General features: G+C 42.2%; 13 protein-coding genes. 12 read left to right on the forward strand and 1 reads right to left on the reverse strand.

The annotated features are described in order from the left end of the window. The first annotated feature begins 15 nt into the window (after positions 1-15). The 5 genes from tig to yihA all read left to right on the forward strand — a co-directional run bounded on the left by tig (position 16) and on the right by yihA (position 7,687). Positions 16-1,290: a trigger factor gene (gene tig / locus MHH23_RS08045; RefSeq protein WP_017358146.1), complete on the forward strand. Its 1,275-nt coding sequence runs from the start codon at positions 16-18 to the stop codon at positions 1,288-1,290. Between the two features lie 251 nt (positions 1,291-1,541). Continuing rightward, the gene (gene clpX, locus MHH23_RS08050; RefSeq protein WP_017358145.1) at positions 1,542-2,807 is read left to right on the forward strand and encodes an ATP-dependent protease ATP-binding subunit ClpX; all 1,266 of its coding nucleotides are present in this window, start codon (positions 1,542-1,544) and stop codon (positions 2,805-2,807) included. A 138-nt stretch (positions 2,808-2,945) separates the two neighbouring features. Continuing rightward, positions 2,946-4,607 (forward strand): ATP-dependent protease LonB, encoded by a 1,662-nt coding sequence (gene lonB, locus MHH23_RS08055; protein ID WP_268430260.1) that lies wholly within the window; start codon positions 2,946-2,948, stop codon positions 4,605-4,607. A 171-nt stretch (positions 4,608-4,778) separates the two neighbouring features. Then, positions 4,779-7,103 carry an endopeptidase La gene (gene lon / locus MHH23_RS08060; RefSeq protein ID WP_268430261.1) on the forward strand — a complete coding sequence of 775 codons (2,325 nt, stop codon included), beginning with the start codon at positions 4,779-4,781 and terminating at the stop codon, positions 7,101-7,103. Continuing rightward, the gene (gene yihA / locus MHH23_RS08065) at positions 7,100-7,687 is read left to right on the forward strand and encodes a ribosome biogenesis GTP-binding protein YihA/YsxC (RefSeq protein ID WP_007501562.1); all 588 of its coding nucleotides are present in this window, start codon (positions 7,100-7,102) and stop codon (positions 7,685-7,687) included. The genes lon and yihA overlap by 4 nt, the downstream gene beginning before the upstream one ends. Positions 7,688-7,931: 244 nt before the next feature. Here yihA and MHH23_RS08070 read toward each other — a convergent pair whose 3' ends face one another. Continuing rightward, entirely contained in the window at positions 7,932-8,417 is a 486-nt protein-coding gene (locus MHH23_RS08070; protein WP_100325232.1) for a hypothetical protein, read from the reverse strand. 240 nt (positions 8,418-8,657) lie between these two features. On the opposite strand from MHH23_RS08070, the gene hemA reads away from it, so the two are divergent. The 7 genes from hemA to MHH23_RS08105 all read left to right on the forward strand — a co-directional run bounded on the left by hemA (position 8,658) and on the right by MHH23_RS08105 (position 16,292). Continuing rightward, a complete protein-coding gene (gene hemA / locus MHH23_RS08075) occupies positions 8,658-10,025 on the forward strand; it encodes a glutamyl-tRNA reductase (protein ID WP_024718410.1) in 1,368 nt (455 codons plus the stop codon). A 7-nt stretch (positions 10,026-10,032) separates the two neighbouring features. Further along, positions 10,033-10,863, forward strand: coding sequence for a cytochrome c biogenesis protein (locus tag MHH23_RS08080; protein WP_007501558.1), 831 nt, complete (start codon positions 10,033-10,035; stop codon positions 10,861-10,863). A gap of 37 nt (positions 10,864-10,900) precedes the next feature. After that, on the forward strand, positions 10,901-11,836 hold the full coding sequence (hemC, locus tag MHH23_RS08085) for a hydroxymethylbilane synthase (protein WP_047946283.1): 936 nt from the start codon (positions 10,901-10,903) through the stop codon (positions 11,834-11,836). Beyond that, positions 11,833-12,624: a uroporphyrinogen-III synthase gene (locus MHH23_RS08090; protein WP_008342826.1), complete on the forward strand. Its 792-nt coding sequence runs from the start codon at positions 11,833-11,835 to the stop codon at positions 12,622-12,624. Before hemC ends, MHH23_RS08090 begins: the two co-directional genes overlap by 4 nt. After that, entirely contained in the window at positions 12,621-13,592 is a 972-nt protein-coding gene (gene hemB / locus MHH23_RS08095) for a porphobilinogen synthase (RefSeq protein ID WP_144667276.1), read from the forward strand. Before MHH23_RS08090 ends, hemB begins: the two co-directional genes overlap by 4 nt. A 27-nt stretch (positions 13,593-13,619) precedes the next feature. Beyond that, a complete protein-coding gene (gene hemL / locus MHH23_RS08100; protein ID WP_268430262.1) occupies positions 13,620-14,912 on the forward strand; it encodes a glutamate-1-semialdehyde 2,1-aminomutase in 1,293 nt (430 codons plus the stop codon). 132 nt (positions 14,913-15,044) lie between these two features. After that, positions 15,045-16,292, forward strand: a complete 1,248-nt coding sequence (locus MHH23_RS08105) for a LysM peptidoglycan-binding domain-containing protein (protein WP_268430263.1) — start codon at positions 15,045-15,047, stop codon at positions 16,290-16,292. Positions 16,293-16,315: the final 23 nt, after the last annotated feature.

Here is a 16,315-nt window from a genome sequence, read left to right on the forward strand (position 1 = left end):
TGGAGGGAAACACACATGTCAGTAAAATGGGAAAAACAAGAAGGTAACGAAGGTGTCTTAACAGTAGAAGTTGACGCTGAAACATTTAACAAAGCACTTGATGATGCATTTAAGAAAGTAGTTAAGCAAGTATCAATCCCTGGATTCCGTAAAGGGAAAGTACCACGTGGTCTTTTCGAGCAGCGTTTTGGAGTAGAATCTCTTTATCAAGATGCACTAGATATTCTTCTTCCAGTTGAATATCCGAAAGCAATCGACGAAGCTGGTATCGAGCCGGTTGACCGCCCTGAAATCGATGTTGAGAAAATCGAAAAAGGCGAAAGCTTAATCTTCACTGCAAAAGTAACAGTGAAGCCAGAAGTAAAACTTGGCGATTACAAAGGTCTTAACGTAGAAAAAGACGACACATCTGTATCTGATGAAGATGTCCAAGAAGAGTTAAAAGCTATGCAAAACCGTCAAGCTGAGCTTGTTGTCAAAGAAGAAGGCGCAATCGAAAACGGCGATACAGTTGTTCTAGATTTCGAAGGATTCGTTGATGGAGAAGCATTCGAAGGCGGAAAAGCTGAGAACTACTCTCTTGAAGTAGGTTCTGGTTCATTCATCCCTGGTTTCGAAGAGCAATTGGTTGGTCTTGAAGCAGGTGCAGAAAAAGACGTTGAAGTGACATTCCCAGAAGAATATCATGCTGAAGACCTTGCAGGTAAACCAGCTGTATTCAAAGTGAAAATTCATGAAATTAAAGCAAAAGAACTTCCAGCACTTGACGATGAGTTCGCTAAAGATGTTGATGAAGAAGTTGAAACGATTGCTGAATTAACTGAAAAAACGAAGAAACGTCTTGAAGAAGCAAAAGAAAACGAAGCAGAAGGCAAACTTCGTGAAGAGCTAGTAGCAAAAGCTTCTGAAAATGCGGAAGTTGACGTTCCTCAAGCGATGGTTGACACTGAGCTAGACCGCATGATGAAAGAATTCGAACAACGTCTTCAAATGCAAGGGATGAACCTTGAGCTTTACTTCCAGTTCTCTGGACAAGATGAAGATGCGCTAAAAGAGCAAATGAAAGAAGATGCTGCTAAACGCGTAAAATCTAATCTTACTCTTGAAGCAATTGCTGCTGCAGAAGACCTACAAGTGTCTGATGAAGAAGTGGAAGAAGAACTTTCAAAAATGGCTGAAGCATACAACATGCCAGTTGAAAATATCAAACAAGCGATCGGTTCTACTGAAGCAATGAAAGAAGATTTAAAAGTTCGTAAAGCAATTGATTTTCTTGTAGAAAACCGTTAATATGGTGCATAATAATAAAACAGGGCGCGAGTGACTCGTGCCTTGTTTTGTACAATTTTTGACTTATCATCGCTTCTTTTGGAAACGATAGTGTAAGTCGCATCTTTCTGTCATACATATCTCAATGTGCAGTGTTACAAACACATCATTACCGTCTTTTAGGAAAGTATGGTAAAATGCATACATACTGGACCCAGAAGGGTAGCTGACTGTTAGCTACAGGCAAGTGAAGAAGAATAAGGGGTGAAAGAATGTTTAAATTCAACGAGGAAAAAGGTCAATTAAAATGCTCGTTTTGCGGAAAAACGCAAGATCAAGTGCGTAAACTGGTCGCAGGACCTGGCGTATATATATGTGATGAATGTATCGAGCTTTGCACGGAAATAGTTGAAGAAGAGCTCGGTACTGAGGAAGAAGTTGAATTCAAGGATGTTCCGAAACCTCATGAAATCCGGGAGATTCTTGATGAATATGTCATCGGACAAGAGAATGCGAAGAAATCCTTAGCTGTAGCGGTTTATAACCATTACAAGCGGATTAATTCCAACAGTAAGATTGATGATGTTGAGCTTTCGAAAAGTAACATTTCTATGATTGGACCTACAGGAAGCGGTAAAACATTACTTGCTCAAACACTTGCACGTATTTTAAATGTTCCATTTGCGATTGCAGATGCGACGTCTTTAACAGAAGCAGGTTACGTTGGGGAAGACGTAGAGAATATTTTACTAAAGCTGATCCAAGCAGCAGATTATGATGTAGAAAAAGCTGAAAAAGGCATTATCTACATCGATGAGATCGATAAAGTAGCAAGAAAATCAGAAAACCCTTCTATCACTCGTGATGTATCTGGGGAAGGTGTACAGCAAGCCCTTTTGAAAATTCTTGAAGGAACAGTCGCTAGTGTACCGCCTCAAGGTGGACGTAAGCATCCTCATCAAGAATTCATTCAAATTGATACAACAAATATCCTCTTCATTTGTGGTGGAGCCTTTGACGGCATTGAGCAAATCATCAAACGCCGCCTAGGTCAAAAAGTCATTGGATTCGGTGCGGAAAATAAAATTGAAGATCTTGAAAAAGAAGTCCTTCTATCAAAAGTTCTGCCAGAAGACTTACTTCGCTTCGGTTTAATCCCAGAATTCATCGGTCGTCTTCCGGTTATTGCAAGCCTAGAGCCGTTAGATGAAAAAGCACTTGTAGAAATCTTGACGAAGCCTAAAAATGCGCTCGTTAAGCAATATACAAAAATGCTTGAACTTGATGATGTTGAGCTTGAGTTTGAAGAAGATGCTCTTAGCGAAATTGCGAAAAAAGCAATTGAGCGTAAAACAGGAGCTCGTGGTCTTCGCTCCATCATTGAAGGCATCATGCTTGATGTGATGTTTGATCTTCCATCTCGTGATGATATTGAGAAATGTGTCATTACTGGTGAAACGGTTGCTGATGGTGAGCCGCCACGTCTTGTCTTAAAAGACGGTACAGTCGTGAATAAAGATACAAAAACATCAGCATAAGCCCATTTGATGACTCCTGAATCTTTTGATTCAGGAGTTTTTTATTTATCGTGGAAGTTGTGTTTATTCCGTCCAGCTCTAGGAAATACTAGCAGACAGAAACCAATACATAACGATAGATGAAGGAGGGAGCACCGATTGAGCTGGACAGGAATCGTATTATTCATACAACTGTTCTTTGGTATCGTCATCGGGTTGTACTTTTGGAACTTACTGAAAAATCAGCGCACACAAAAGGTGACGATCGATAAAGAATCAAAGAAAGAAATGGAAGCACTCAGAAAGATGCGATCCATTAAACTGAGTGAACCTTTATCAGAGAGAGTCCGGCCAAAGGGGTTTCAAGATATTGTAGGGCAGGAAGACGGTATACGTGCACTTAAAGCTGCCCTGTGTGGACCGAACCCGCAACATGTCATCGTCTACGGGCCGCCTGGTGTTGGAAAAACAGCTGCTGCCCGTCTAGTGATGGAAGAGGCGAAGCGTCACGCTGATTCACCATTTAAAAAAGATGCAGTATTTGTTGAGCTTGATGCCACAACGGCAAGATTTGATGAACGAGGCATCGCAGACCCCTTGATTGGTTCCGTACATGATCCCATTTATCAAGGAGCAGGGGCCATGGGACAGGCAGGCATTCCGCAGCCGAAACAAGGAGCCGTCACACATGCTCATGGTGGCGTTCTCTTTATCGATGAAATTGGAGAACTGCATCCGATTCAAATGAACAAAATGCTCAAAGTGCTAGAAGATCGAAAAGTGTTTTTAGATAGTGCTTATTACAGTGAAGAAAATACGCAAATCCCGAATCACATCCATGATATTTTTCAAAATGGGTTGCCCGCTGATTTTCGACTGATTGGCGCCACGACAAGAACACCGGACGAAATTCCGCCGGCTATTCGATCAAGATGTTTGGAGATTTTCTTCAAGGATTTGGATCAGCATGAGCTGAAAATTGTTGCAGCTAAAGCAGTCGAGAAAATACAGAAGGAATTAAGTGACGAAGGACTGAACCTGTTAACATCCTATGTGAAAAATGGACGTGAAGCGGTCAACATGGTACAGATTGCCGCAGGTATGGCTGTCACTGAAAACCGAAAGGATATTACGATTGCCGATGTAGAATGGGTCATTCATTCAAGCCAGCTGACACCAAGATATGAACAAAAAGTACCGGAAAAGCCAAAGGTAGGAGTAGTAAATGGTCTTGCCGTGTATGGACCGAATAGCGGGGCTCTGCTTGAAATTGAAGTGAACATTTGTAAAGCGTTTGAAAAAGGCAGTATCAATATTACTGGTATTGCGGAAGAAGAAAGCATCGGCAATCAGTCGAAATCGATCAGACGGAAAAGTATGGCGAAGGGCTCAGTTGAAAATGTCTTAACCGTGCTTCGAAACTTAGGCATACGAACAAATGAATATGATATCCACATTAATTTTCCGGCTGGTGCCCCGATTGATGGGCCATCTGCTGGAATTGCGATGGCCACAGCCATTTTCTCAGCCATTCATCAAATCCCGATTGATCATTTAACGGCGATGACCGGTGAGATTGGATTACAAGGTCAGGTGAAGCCGATCGGCGGTGTCATACCAAAAATCAAGGCAGCCAAACAAGCGGGTGTCAAAACAGTGATCATCCCTTATGACAATCAGCAGTCGATCTTAAAAGAGATTGAAGGGGTTACGATTGTGCCTGTGAAGCACTTTCAAGAAGTGCTGGATCAGTGTTTGGTCAATCCGCCAGATGAGAAGAAAGATGGACTAGAAGAAGAAATGAAAAGGAAATCTGTTTAATCCCCATCTCATATGGGGATTTTTTAGTGAAATAGATCTTTTTTTCTTTTTCAAGATAAAAAGAAAGGGTATACTACGGTAAGATCATCATTTCTCAAGTCTTTTACATTGTACAAGACTGAAACAGGTATATTATAATGATTCATACTAGTGACGGAGGTGTCTATCAACATGGCAGATGAAATCAAAAAGAATGTTCCGCTCCTTCCGCTGCGAGGCTTGCTTGTTTATCCAACAATGGTCTTGCATTTGGACGTTGGGCGCGAAAAGTCTGTTCAAGCATTAGAACAGGCGATGATGAACGATCATATGATTTTTCTAGCAACACAGCGGGAAATTTCAATAGATGAACCAGGTGAAGAGGAAATTTTCAAAGTCGGCACCTACACAAAAATTAAACAAATGCTGAAGCTGCCAAATGGAACGATCCGTGTGCTCGTCGAAGGCTTAAATCGAGCGCAGATCGAATCCTACATGGAGCTAGAAGACTATACGTCAGTCGATATTAAAGAGTTGACAGAAGAAGAATTAAAGGACGCAGAAGCAGAAGCACTCATGCGCACTTTGTTAGATCACTTTGATCAGTACATAAAAATTTCAAAAAAAATCTCAGCTGAAACATATGCAACGGTAACGGATATTGAAGAACCTGGAAGAATGGCGGATATCGTCGCTTCCCACCTTCCTTTGAAATTAAAAGACAAGCAAGAAGTGCTGGAAACAGTCGATGTCAAAAAACGGTTGAATCGGGTCATCAGTCTCATTCACAATGAAAAAGAAGTGCTAGAGATTGAAAAGAAAATTGGCCAGCGTGTCAAACGTTCAATGGAGCGAACGCAAAAAGAATATTATTTGCGCGAACAAATGAAAGCTATTCAAAAAGAGCTTGGAGACAAAGAGGGGAAAACAGGCGAAGTCAGTACGCTTATGGCTAAAATTGAAGAGTCCGGCATGCCAGATTCCGTTCGTGAAACGGCTTTAAAAGAACTGAACCGTTATGAAAAAATCCCTTCAAGCTCTGCTGAGAGTTCTGTCATTCGCAATTATATTGATTGGCTGATCAATCTGCCGTGGGGCACTTATACAGAAGATCGTCTAGATTTAAAGCTTGCAAGCGAAATTTTAGATGACGAGCACCACGGGCTTGAAAAAGTAAAAGAGCGGGTACTCGAATATCTTGCTGTTCAGAAACTGACAAATTCATTAAAGGGACCGATTCTTTGCTTGGCAGGACCTCCTGGGGTAGGGAAGACGTCACTTGCTAAATCCATTGCCAAATCACTCGATCGAAAGTTTATCCGTATCTCTCTTGGCGGTGTACGTGATGAATCTGAGATCCGTGGTCATCGAAGAACCTATGTAGGTGCGATGCCTGGTCGTATCATTCGCGGGATGAGCAAGGCGGGCACGATGAATCCGGTCTTTCTTTTAGATGAAATTGATAAAATGTCTTCTGACTTTAGAGGAGATCCGTCTTCTGCGATGCTTGAAGTGTTAGATCCAGAGCAAAATCATAACTTTAGCGATCATTATATTGAAGAGACATTTGATTTGTCTCAAGTCTTATTTATCGCAACTGCCAACAATTTAGCAACCATTCCAGGTCCACTTCGTGATAGAATGGAGATTATCACGATTGCAGGGTATACGGAAGTTGAAAAAGCAGAAATTGTGAAAGATCACCTTCTGCCGAAGCAGCTAAAGGAGCACGGATTAAAGAAAGGGAACTTGCAGCTTCGTGAAGCAGCGATTTACGATATGATTCGCTATTACACGAGAGAAGCAGGAGTCCGCGGATTAGAGCGTCAGCTTGCGGCGATTTGCCGAAAAGCGGCAAGAGCAATTGTGGCTGAAGACCGCAAACGCATCACAGTGACGGAAAAGAACTTATCTGAATTCCTCGGAAAAAGACTTTACCGTTATGGTCAGGCGGAAACGACAGATCAGATCGGCGTTGTCACAGGCCTTGCATTTACCACAGTTGGCGGAGACACCTTGTCCATCGAGGTCTCACTCTCACCGGGTAAAGGCAAGCTTTTGCTAACAGGTAAGCTCGGTGATGTCATGAGAGAATCTGCGCAGGCGGCATTCAGTTATGTTCGTTCAAAAGCAGATGAACTGAACATTGATCCTCAATTTAATGAAAAGCACGATATTCATATCCATGTTCCAGAGGGTGCGGTTCCAAAGGACGGGCCATCAGCTGGTATTACCATTGCGACGGCTCTTGTATCAGCACTCACAGGACGTCCTGTTTCAAAAGAGGTTGGCATGACAGGAGAAATTACGTTAAGAGGAAGAGTGCTTCCGATTGGCGGATTAAAAGAAAAAGCATTAGGCGCACATCGTGCAGGACTGAAAACGATTATTCTTCCAAAGGACAATGAGAAGGATATTGATGATATTCCTGAAAGTGTGAGAGAAGGATTAACTTTTATTCCGGTTTCACATTTAGATGAGGTGCTTGAGAAAGCGTTAGTAGGAGAGGGAAGATGAAAGTAACAAAATCAGATATCGTCATTAGTGCGGTGAAACCAGAGCAGTACCCGAGCGGGGGACTGCCTGAGATCGCACTTGCTGGACGGTCAAATGTTGGAAAGTCCTCGTTCATTAACTCATTGATTAATCGGAAAAATTTAGCGCGTACGTCTTCTAAACCAGGAAAGACCCAGACGCTTAATTTTTACATTATTAATGATATGCTCCACTTTGTGGACGTCCCAGGTTATGGCTTTGCAAAAGTATCAAAAACAGAGCGCGAAGCATGGGGGAGAATGATCGAAACGTATATTACAATGCGTGAAGAGTTAAAAGCAGTCGTCCAAATTGTGGATCTGCGTCATAAGCCATCCGCAGATGATGTGAACATGTATGAATTCCTTAAATACTATGGAGTTCCTGTGATCATTATTGCGACAAAGGCCGATAAAATTCCAAAAGGCAAATGGGAAAAGCATGCGAAAGTCGTCAAACAGACACTCGACATCGACCCATCAGATGAATTAATCCTTTTCTCTTCTGAAACAAAAAAGGGAAAAGATGAAGCATGGAATGCGATCCTTGCGAAGATTAACAGTTAAAAGAAAGGCATCTGCACAAAGCAGATGCCTCAGCGTGAAGACAAACCCTCGCATTCGTTGTCAGTCCTGCGCGCTGGTGCTCACGAATGTCAAATTCGCTCCGCGCCAGTACTCGTCCTTCCTAGACTGCAAAGGTTTTCTATCACGCTGAAAAGAAGACAAATGGCTAAAATCAAGTTCATTTTAGCCATTTATCAACATTCTAAGGCATCTGCACATAGCAGATGCCTTTTTATTGTATAAGTTATTTCCTTTTTAAAAATAATAAGAGGAGACTGACGGCAATCAATACATATGGCCAGTACAATTCAAAACCGGAAGTAGGGATCGAAAGTGTGCTAAGTTGCTTCGTAATTTGTTGAAAGAAATAAAGGAATAGACCGAGTGCAATGAGAACAACACTTTCTATTCGATATTCCTTTTTCTGTGATGATTTCATCAAAAGTGAGAGGCCGACGATGAACACAATCATCGTAAATGTATCTGGCCAGTGTTCTAATTTCGGCTGAAGGATAAAGTGTAGCGCAAGGCCTGTCATGAGCATACCGATAAACACATGAGAGGTTTCCTGTTCCTTCTTTCCTTGATATAAGAAAGCAAGGCCAAAAAGCAGTACAAGTGTATACCATTTCTCCTGATCTTTCCAAATGTCAAATTGATCTCCTGAGAGAATGGCATATAGTGCTACAGCCAGCAAAGTGAGCGGCAGCAAAATAGATTTCTTCTTCAAAGATGTCACCTTCTTATAAGCAGATCATTTGTCCGCACGCGCCAAATCTGATAAATTGCTTGAAGTGATGATATAGCATTCGATGTCGAACATTTTTCTACTATATCACAACATTTTTGAAATCTGTTCACAATTTTTATCCAGTTAAAAATGAATATATGTTATAATCATTATAAATAATAAATTCTATATTGTAATTATTATAAATTAGACAGGGCGTTGGGGGTGCAAGCTGAAGTTATGCATATTCTTGTTGTGGGTTTAGATTATAAAACAGCCCCTGTTGAGATACGGGAACAGCTGAGCTTTGAACCGAGCGAGCTCGGAACAGCGATGTCCAAGCTTAAAGAAGAAAAAAGCATTCTAGAGAATATCGTCATCTCAACATGTAATCGAACAGAGATCTACGCAGTTGTAGATCAGCTTCATACTGGTCGGTTTTATATAAAAAGATTTTTAGCAGATTGGTTCGGTTTAGAAAAAGAAGATGTCTCTCCATATTTGAAATTTTATGAAAATGATGGAGCGGTTGAGCATTTATTCCGGGTTGCCTGTGGACTTGATTCTATGGTCATTGGTGAAACACAAATACTCGGTCAAGTGCGCTCAAGCTTTAAAGTCGCTCAAGAGGAGAAGACCATTGGTACCGTTTTCAATTATTTGTTTAAGCAGGCGGTAACAGTTGCGAAGCGCTCTCATGCGGAAACAGATATTGCGTCTAATGCTGTATCTGTCAGCTATGCGGCAGTGGAACTTGCCAAAAAAATCTTTGGACGTCTTTCTGATAAACATGTCCTTATTCTTGGTGCGGGTAAAATGGGCGAGCTGGCGGCTCAAAACCTTCAAGGTCAAGGGATTGGCCAGGTAACAGTCATCAATCGAACGTTTGAAAAGGCCAAAGAACTGGCCGGCCGCTTTTCAGGAGAGCCTAAGAGCTTGAATCAATTAGAAAAAACTTTATCTGAAGCGGATATTTTAATTAGCTCTACTGGGGCTAAACAATTTGTGATCACAAAGGAAATGGTCGAAAAAGCGAACAAACAGAGAAAAGGCAGACCTCTATTCATGGTGGATATTGCAGTACCACGTGATTTAGATCCAGCTATTTCTGAAGTAGAAGGTGCTTTTTTGTATGACATTGATGACCTTGAGGGCATTGTGGCAGCTAACCTGAAAGAGCGACGTGCAGTAGCTGAAGAGGTGGAGCTTCTCATCGAAGCTGAAATTGTGGAATTTAAGCAATGGCTTAATACGCTCGGAGTGGTTCCTGTGATTTCTGCTTTAAGAGAAAAAGCACTCTCGATTCAAGCGGATACGATGCAAAGCATCGAACGAAAGCTTCCAAACCTCACAAATCGTGAAATGAAGCTGTTAAATAAACATACGAAAAGCATCATCAATCAAATGCTGAAAGATCCTATCTTAAAGGCCAAAGAAATTGCCGGGGAGCCGAATGCAGAGGAAAAACTTTTACTCTTTAAAGAAATCTTTGATTTACAGGTTGAAGATGAAGAGCAAAAGGCAGAGCCGATGCAGGTGGAGCAAGGGGCGTTTCAGCTGTTTAAAACAAATATGGCACAAGGCCTTGCTACAGTTGCCAGTGAGTGATTAGGCGATGATGGAATCCATTGTAGCGAGACTAGGTGAAGCGACGACCTTGATCTATGCACTCAGTGTCTTGTTCTATTTCATAGATTTTCTTCAACACAACCGGAAGGCTGGAAAAATGGCTTTCTGGTTGCTTTCTATTGTCTGGCTGCTGCAAACAGTCTACATGTTTTATATTATGATGGAAACAGACCGATTCCCTGTGTTGAATGTAGCAGAGGGGTTATATTTTTATACGTGGGTGCTTGTGACATTGTCACTTGTTTTGACAAAAGTATTACGCGTTGAATTTATTGTCTTTTTTACAAATGTGATTGGTTTTTCCATGATGGCGATTCACACCTTTACACCATCCGATCTTCATTCTGCTGAACTGACGGGAAAGCTGACGAGTGAGCTGCTCGTCATTCATATTACGATGGCCATTTTATCATACGGTGCTTTTTCACTTTCATTTGCTTTTTCACTACTCTACCTATTTCAATATCGTTTGCTGAAAAAGAAAAAATGGGGAAAATGGCTTTTGAGAATTGAAGACTTATCAAAGCTTGATCACATGGCGTATGTCTTAAATATTATTGGCGTGCCGATGCTCTTGCTTAGTTTAATTCTTGGCATTATATGGGCATATATTTCGTATGATACGTTGTACTGGACAGATGCAAAGGTGCTCGGTTCGTTTATTATGCTGTTTTTATACGGCTTTTACTTATACATTAGACTGGTGAGAAATATGCAGGGCAAAATCGTGGCGCGATGGAATGTCGCTTCATTTCTTGTGCTGATGATCAATTATTTTCTGCTTGGTAGCTTATCAACCTTTCATTGGTTTCAATAATGATGAGTCTTAAGGGCATTGTCGGGAGGAAGACGTAATGCGTACAATTAAAGTAGGTTCTAGACGAAGCAAACTTGCGATTACACAAACAAAATGGGTCATTCAAAAGTTGTCTGAACTAAACCCTTCTTATTCTTTTGAAATTAAAGAGATTGTGACAAAGGGTGATCAAATTTTAGATGTGACCTTATCAAAGGTTGGCGGAAAAGGTCTGTTTGTTAAAGAGATTGAACAGGCAATGCTGAACCATGACATTGACATGGCGGTACACAGCATGAAAGATATGCCGGCCTCTCTTCCGGAAGGTTTAGTCATCGGCTGTATTCCTGAGCGTGAAGATGTGCGGGATGCATTGATTTCAAAGGATCATCTCCGTCTTCATGAACTGCCAAAGGGAGCGGTTGTGGGAACGAGCAGCTTACGGCGCAGTGCCCAGCTTCTTCAGGAGAGACCAGATCTTGAGATTAAATGGATCCGTGGAAACATTGATACGAGACTTGAAAAACTGAAAAATGAAGAATATGATGCGATTATTCTAGCGGCTGCCGGATTGTCTAGAATGGGCTGGAGTCAAGAAGTCGTGTCGGAATTTTTATCTCCTGATACTTGCCTTCCTGCTGTAGGGCAGGGCGCATTGTCGATAGAATGCCGGGGAGATGACGAAGAGCTATTGCAGCTGTTAGCTCAATTCACAAATGAGTATACAAAGAAAACGGTCCTTGCTGAAAGAGCTTTCCTTCAACAAATGGATGGAAGCTGTCAAGTGCCGATCGCTGGTTACGCAACGATGAATGAGCGTGATGAAATTGAATTGACAGGTCTTGTGGCATCTGCGGATGGGCATACGATTATTCGAGAAACCGTAACAGGTACTGACCCTGAGACAATCGGAACAGCATGTGCGAAGCAGATGGCTGATAAGGGAGCAAAGGATTTGATCGACAAGGTGAAAAAGGATCTGTCTTCCCAATGACGATAGCCAAATCGCTTTACGGACAGACGGTGCTTGTCACTCGAAATGAACGTCAAGCGGGTGCGTTTCAGCAGAAAATTGAAGCGCTGAACGGCCATGCTGTTTTAACCTCTCTTATCAGGTTTGAACCAACGCTGACAAAAGAAAAAGCGAAGGCATTTTTAGAAGATTTAGAAGCAAGCCATTGGCTTGTGTTTACAAGTGTAAATGGTGCGTCTTTTTTTCTCAGTTATATAGAGAAGCATCAATTACATCAAAGCTTATCCCACTTGAAAGTGGCGGCCGTAGGTGAAAAAACATCTGCCTATCTGATGCAGCACGGCTTAAAAGTGGATGTGGTTCCAGAACGTTTTATAGCAGAAGAACTGGCAGATGCTTTAATTGAACATGTACACCCAGAAGAATGTGTCTTTGTAGCAAAAGGCCACCTGTCACGAGATGTGGTGAAGAATACCCTCGTTCCGCTTGGCATTGACGTAAAAGAGTGGATTATATATGAAACAGTGAAGGATGAGGACGGAATTATCGCACTCAAGTCGGCAATGATGGAGCAATCATTTGATTTTATTACATTTACAAGCTCCTCCACTGTTCATTCTTTTATGCACGCCATGGAGGCTGATATCGATAGATTAGCTGCATCAGACACATGTTTTGTGAGCATCGGTCCTCTTACACAAGAGGCACTGCTTCAATACGGGATTTCTTCTGAAACCCCAGATACTTATACGATAGACGGGATGCTTGATTTGATGTGCCGTTTATCTGAAAGGAAGTTGAACCAATGATGAAATTTAACAGACACCGCAGATTGCGTACAAGCGCAGGAATGAGAGAATTGGTGAGAGAAACATTTTTAAGACCCTCTGATTTCATTTATCCCATCTTTTTTGTAGAGGGAGAGAATGTCCGGAAAGAAGTCCCTTCAATGCCGGGTGTCTATCACATTTCAGTTGATCTTGTGAAAGAAGAAGTCCAGGAGCTTGTTGACCTTGGGATTAAATCTATCATTGTTTTTGGGGTACCAGACCATAAAGACCATGTAGGCAGTGAAGCTTATCACGATCATGGGATTGTTCAAAGAGCAACGCTTGAAATCAAAAAGCATTTCCCAGAGCTTGTGGTCATTGCTGATACTTGCTTATGCCAATATACAGATCACGGACATTGCGGAATCGTTGAAGATGGAGAAATTTTAAATGATGAATCTCTTCAGCTCTTAGCGAAAACCGCTGTCAGTCAGGCTCGTGCAGGTGCAGATATCATTGCTCCATCAAACATGATGGATGGCTTTGTTATCGCAATTCGTGAGGCGCTTGATAAGGCCGGCTTTGTTCATGTGCCTGTGATGTCATATGCTGTGAAATATGCAAGTGCTTTTTACGGTCCGTTTCGTGATGCGGCGCATAGCACACCGCAGTTTGGAGATCGTAAAACGTATCAAATGGACCCTGCAAACCGCTTAGAAGCACTGAGAGAAGCGCAGTCTGATGTAGAAGAAGGCGCTGACTTCCTGATCGTGAAGCCGTCACTTTCATACTTAGATATCATGCGTGATGTGAAAAATGAATTTACACTTCCTGTTGTTGCGTACAATGTGAGCGGAGAGTATGCAATGGTGAAAGCAGCAGCTCAAAATGGCTGGATTTCTGAAAAAGAGCTTGTTCTTGAAATGCTGACTAGCATGAAACGTGCAGGCGCAGAATTAATCATTACGTATCATGCAAAAGATGCAGCGAAATGGCTCTCAGAATAAAGAACGGATAGACAGGAGGACATTGAAATGGGACGTAGCTATGAAAAGTCAAAGCAAGCATTTAAAGAAGCGCAACAGTTAATGCCGGGTGGTGTGAACAGCCCTGTGCGCGCATTTAAATCAGTCAATACAGACCCGATTTTTATGGAACGAGGAAAAGGCGCAAAAATATATGATATTGACGGAAATGAATATATTGATTATGTCTTATCATGGGGACCGCTTATTTTAGGGCATACGAATGACCGTGTAGTTGAAAGCATTCAGCGAGTAGCTGAACATGGTACAAGCTTCGGTGCTTCTACTTTAGTTGAAAATGAATTAGCTAAGCTTGTATCAGAACGAGTTCCTTCTATTGAGGTCATTCGTATGGTCAGCTCTGGAACAGAGGCGACGATGAGTGCGCTTCGTCTAGCACGTGGTTTTACAGGCAGAAACAAAATTGTGAAATTTGAAGGCTGTTATCATGGCCACGGTGATTCTTTGCTCATTAAAGCTGGTTCGGGTGTGGCAACGCTTGGACTTCCGGATAGCCCTGGTGTCCCTGAAGGTACAGCAAGCAATACGATCACCGTTCCATACAATGATTTAGAAAGCATCAAAGTCGCTTTTGAAGAATTTGGAGACGACATTGCAGGTGTCATTGTAGAACCAGTTGCAGGAAATATGGGGGTTGTCCCTCCGCAAGAAGGTTTCTTGCAAGGATTGAGAGACATCACAGAGGAATATGGCTCTTTACTCATTTTTGATGAGGTCATGACAGGCTTCCGTGTGGATTATCATTGTGCACAAGGCTATTTTGGCATTACGCCTGATCTGACATGTCTTGGTAAAGTCATCGGAGGCGGCCTGCCAGTTGGTGCTTATGGCGGTAGAGCGGACATTATGAGACAAATTGCGCCAAGCGGCCCGATTTATCAAGCAGGAACGTTATCCGGTAACCCGCTTGCGATGACAGCAGGTCTTGAAACATTAAAACAGCTGACACCTGAGTCTTATGAAGAGTTTAGACGCAAAGGAGATCGTTTGGAAGAAGGCATTTCAAAAGCGGCGAAAGCACATGGGATTCCATTAACATTTAACCGTGCCGGTTCCATGATCGGATTCTTCTTTACAAACGAACAAGTCGTCAATTACGATACAGCGAAAACAGCTGACCTCGCTTTATTCGCTGAATTCTACAAGGAAATGGCTGATCACGGCATCTTCCTTCCACCTTCACAATTCGAAGGGCTGTTCCTCTCAACTGCTCATACGGATGAAGACATCGAGTATACAATTGAGACAATTGAAAAGGTATTTCAAAAATTAGCTCAGTAACCAAAAGCCGATATGGAGACATATCGGCTTTTTGCTTTGCATAAAACCAATCATATTTTCAGCGCCTCCTTCATACACCTGTATTGACATCTAATTTTATTTTGATGGATTAGATGAAAGGAGGACACCGACTTGTCTCAAAACAATCGATTACAGTTTTCGGTAGAAGAGTCCATTTATTTCAAAAACGGACAGGAAGTCAGTGAGCTACTGTCAATTTCTCTCGATCCTGACATTCTCGTTCAAGAAGTGAATGATTATGTTTCCATTAGAGGTTCACTCGAGCTAACAGGAGAATACAACATAAATCAAGAGGAGCTAATGGGTGAATCCAGTTCCTATGCATCATACAGGCAGGCTGATGAGGTGAAGGTAAGAGAGGACGGAACGGCGGAGCTGCTGCATCAATTTCCGGTGGATATCACGATCCCCAAGAACAAAATTAGTCATTTAAATGATGTATTTGTGTTTATTGATGCATTTGATTACCAGCTGACAGAAAGCCGTTTGCTCACGATTCAGGCTGATTTGGCCATTGAAGGTCTTTTAGATGAAGGAACGCCTGAACCACTTGTAGAAGGGCCATATGAATTTGTCCATCGTGCTGAAGAGGAATATGGCGATGTCACTTATGAATATCAGGCGCAGCCTGAATATGAAGAGCAAGAAATGCTGCCACGTGAAGAGCATGAAGAAAATGCAGAACAACAGGCCGCTTTGCAACATGAAGCGCGAACTGAACAAGAAGAGGATGAAATAGACATCGAGACGGTGATGGTGGAAGAAGCAGAAGAAGAAGAGGAAAATGAGGAAGAAGAAGCCGTGGCGCTTGGGTATCGTTCCTTCCCAGAAGCTCAAGTACAAGAGCCGCCATTCTTTGACCCGCCTAAGCTTTTAGAAGAAGAAGAGCGGGATGAGACGTTCTTTGAGGTGGAAGTGAGGAAAGACCCTGAAGCAGAGAGCAAGGAGGAAGAAGAAGCGCCGCCAGCTTATCCAGCCTTTGAATCACCTACTTATCAGATGGAACAGACGCAGGAAGAGCGGGATGACAGCTATCAGTTCGAACGATTATATGAACGTGAAGCACCAAAGGTGTATGAATCAGCTCAAGAAGCTGAGGAGTTTGAACATGACCAGAGAGAAGCGTCTGGCAGTGAGAATTCTCTTTATTTAACGAAGCTGTTCGCTAAGCAGGAGGAGGAAGATTTTTCTCGCATGAAAATATGTATAGTTCAGCAAGAAGATACGGTCGATCGTATTTGTGAGCGATATCAGTTGAATGTGCAGCAGCTCCTTCGAACGAATTCATTGTCGGTGGATGCAGAGCTTGAAGAAGGGCAGATTCTTTATATCCCTGAATATCAAAAAAGCAATGCATAGTATGAGATGATGGACCGAGAAAA

This window comes from Bacillus sp. FSL K6-3458 (genome assembly GCF_038005045.1).
GTDB lineage: Bacteria > Bacillota > Bacilli > Bacillales > Bacillaceae > Bacillus > Bacillus altitudinis.

Coding starts and splice junctions, on each gene's coding strand:
- hemA (WP_024718410.1), top strand. CDS start 8,658: ATGCATATTCTTGTTGTGGGTTTAGATTATAAAACAGCCCCTGTTGAG.
- hemB (WP_144667276.1), top strand. CDS start 12,621: ATGATGAAATTTAACAGACACCGCAGATTGCGTACAAGCGCAGGAATG.
- MHH23_RS08080 (WP_007501558.1), top strand. CDS start 10,033: ATGATGGAATCCATTGTAGCGAGACTAGGTGAAGCGACGACCTTGATC.
- MHH23_RS08090 (WP_008342826.1), top strand. CDS start 11,833: ATGACGATAGCCAAATCGCTTTACGGACAGACGGTGCTTGTCACTCGA.
- clpX (WP_017358145.1), top strand. CDS start 1,542: ATGTTTAAATTCAACGAGGAAAAAGGTCAATTAAAATGCTCGTTTTGC.
- lon (WP_268430261.1), top strand. CDS start 4,779: ATGGCAGATGAAATCAAAAAGAATGTTCCGCTCCTTCCGCTGCGAGGC.
- hemC (WP_047946283.1), top strand. CDS start 10,901: ATGCGTACAATTAAAGTAGGTTCTAGACGAAGCAAACTTGCGATTACA.
- hemL (WP_268430262.1), top strand. CDS start 13,620: ATGGGACGTAGCTATGAAAAGTCAAAGCAAGCATTTAAAGAAGCGCAA.
- tig (WP_017358146.1), top strand. CDS start 16: ATGTCAGTAAAATGGGAAAAACAAGAAGGTAACGAAGGTGTCTTAACA.
- yihA (WP_007501562.1), top strand. CDS start 7,100: ATGAAAGTAACAAAATCAGATATCGTCATTAGTGCGGTGAAACCAGAG.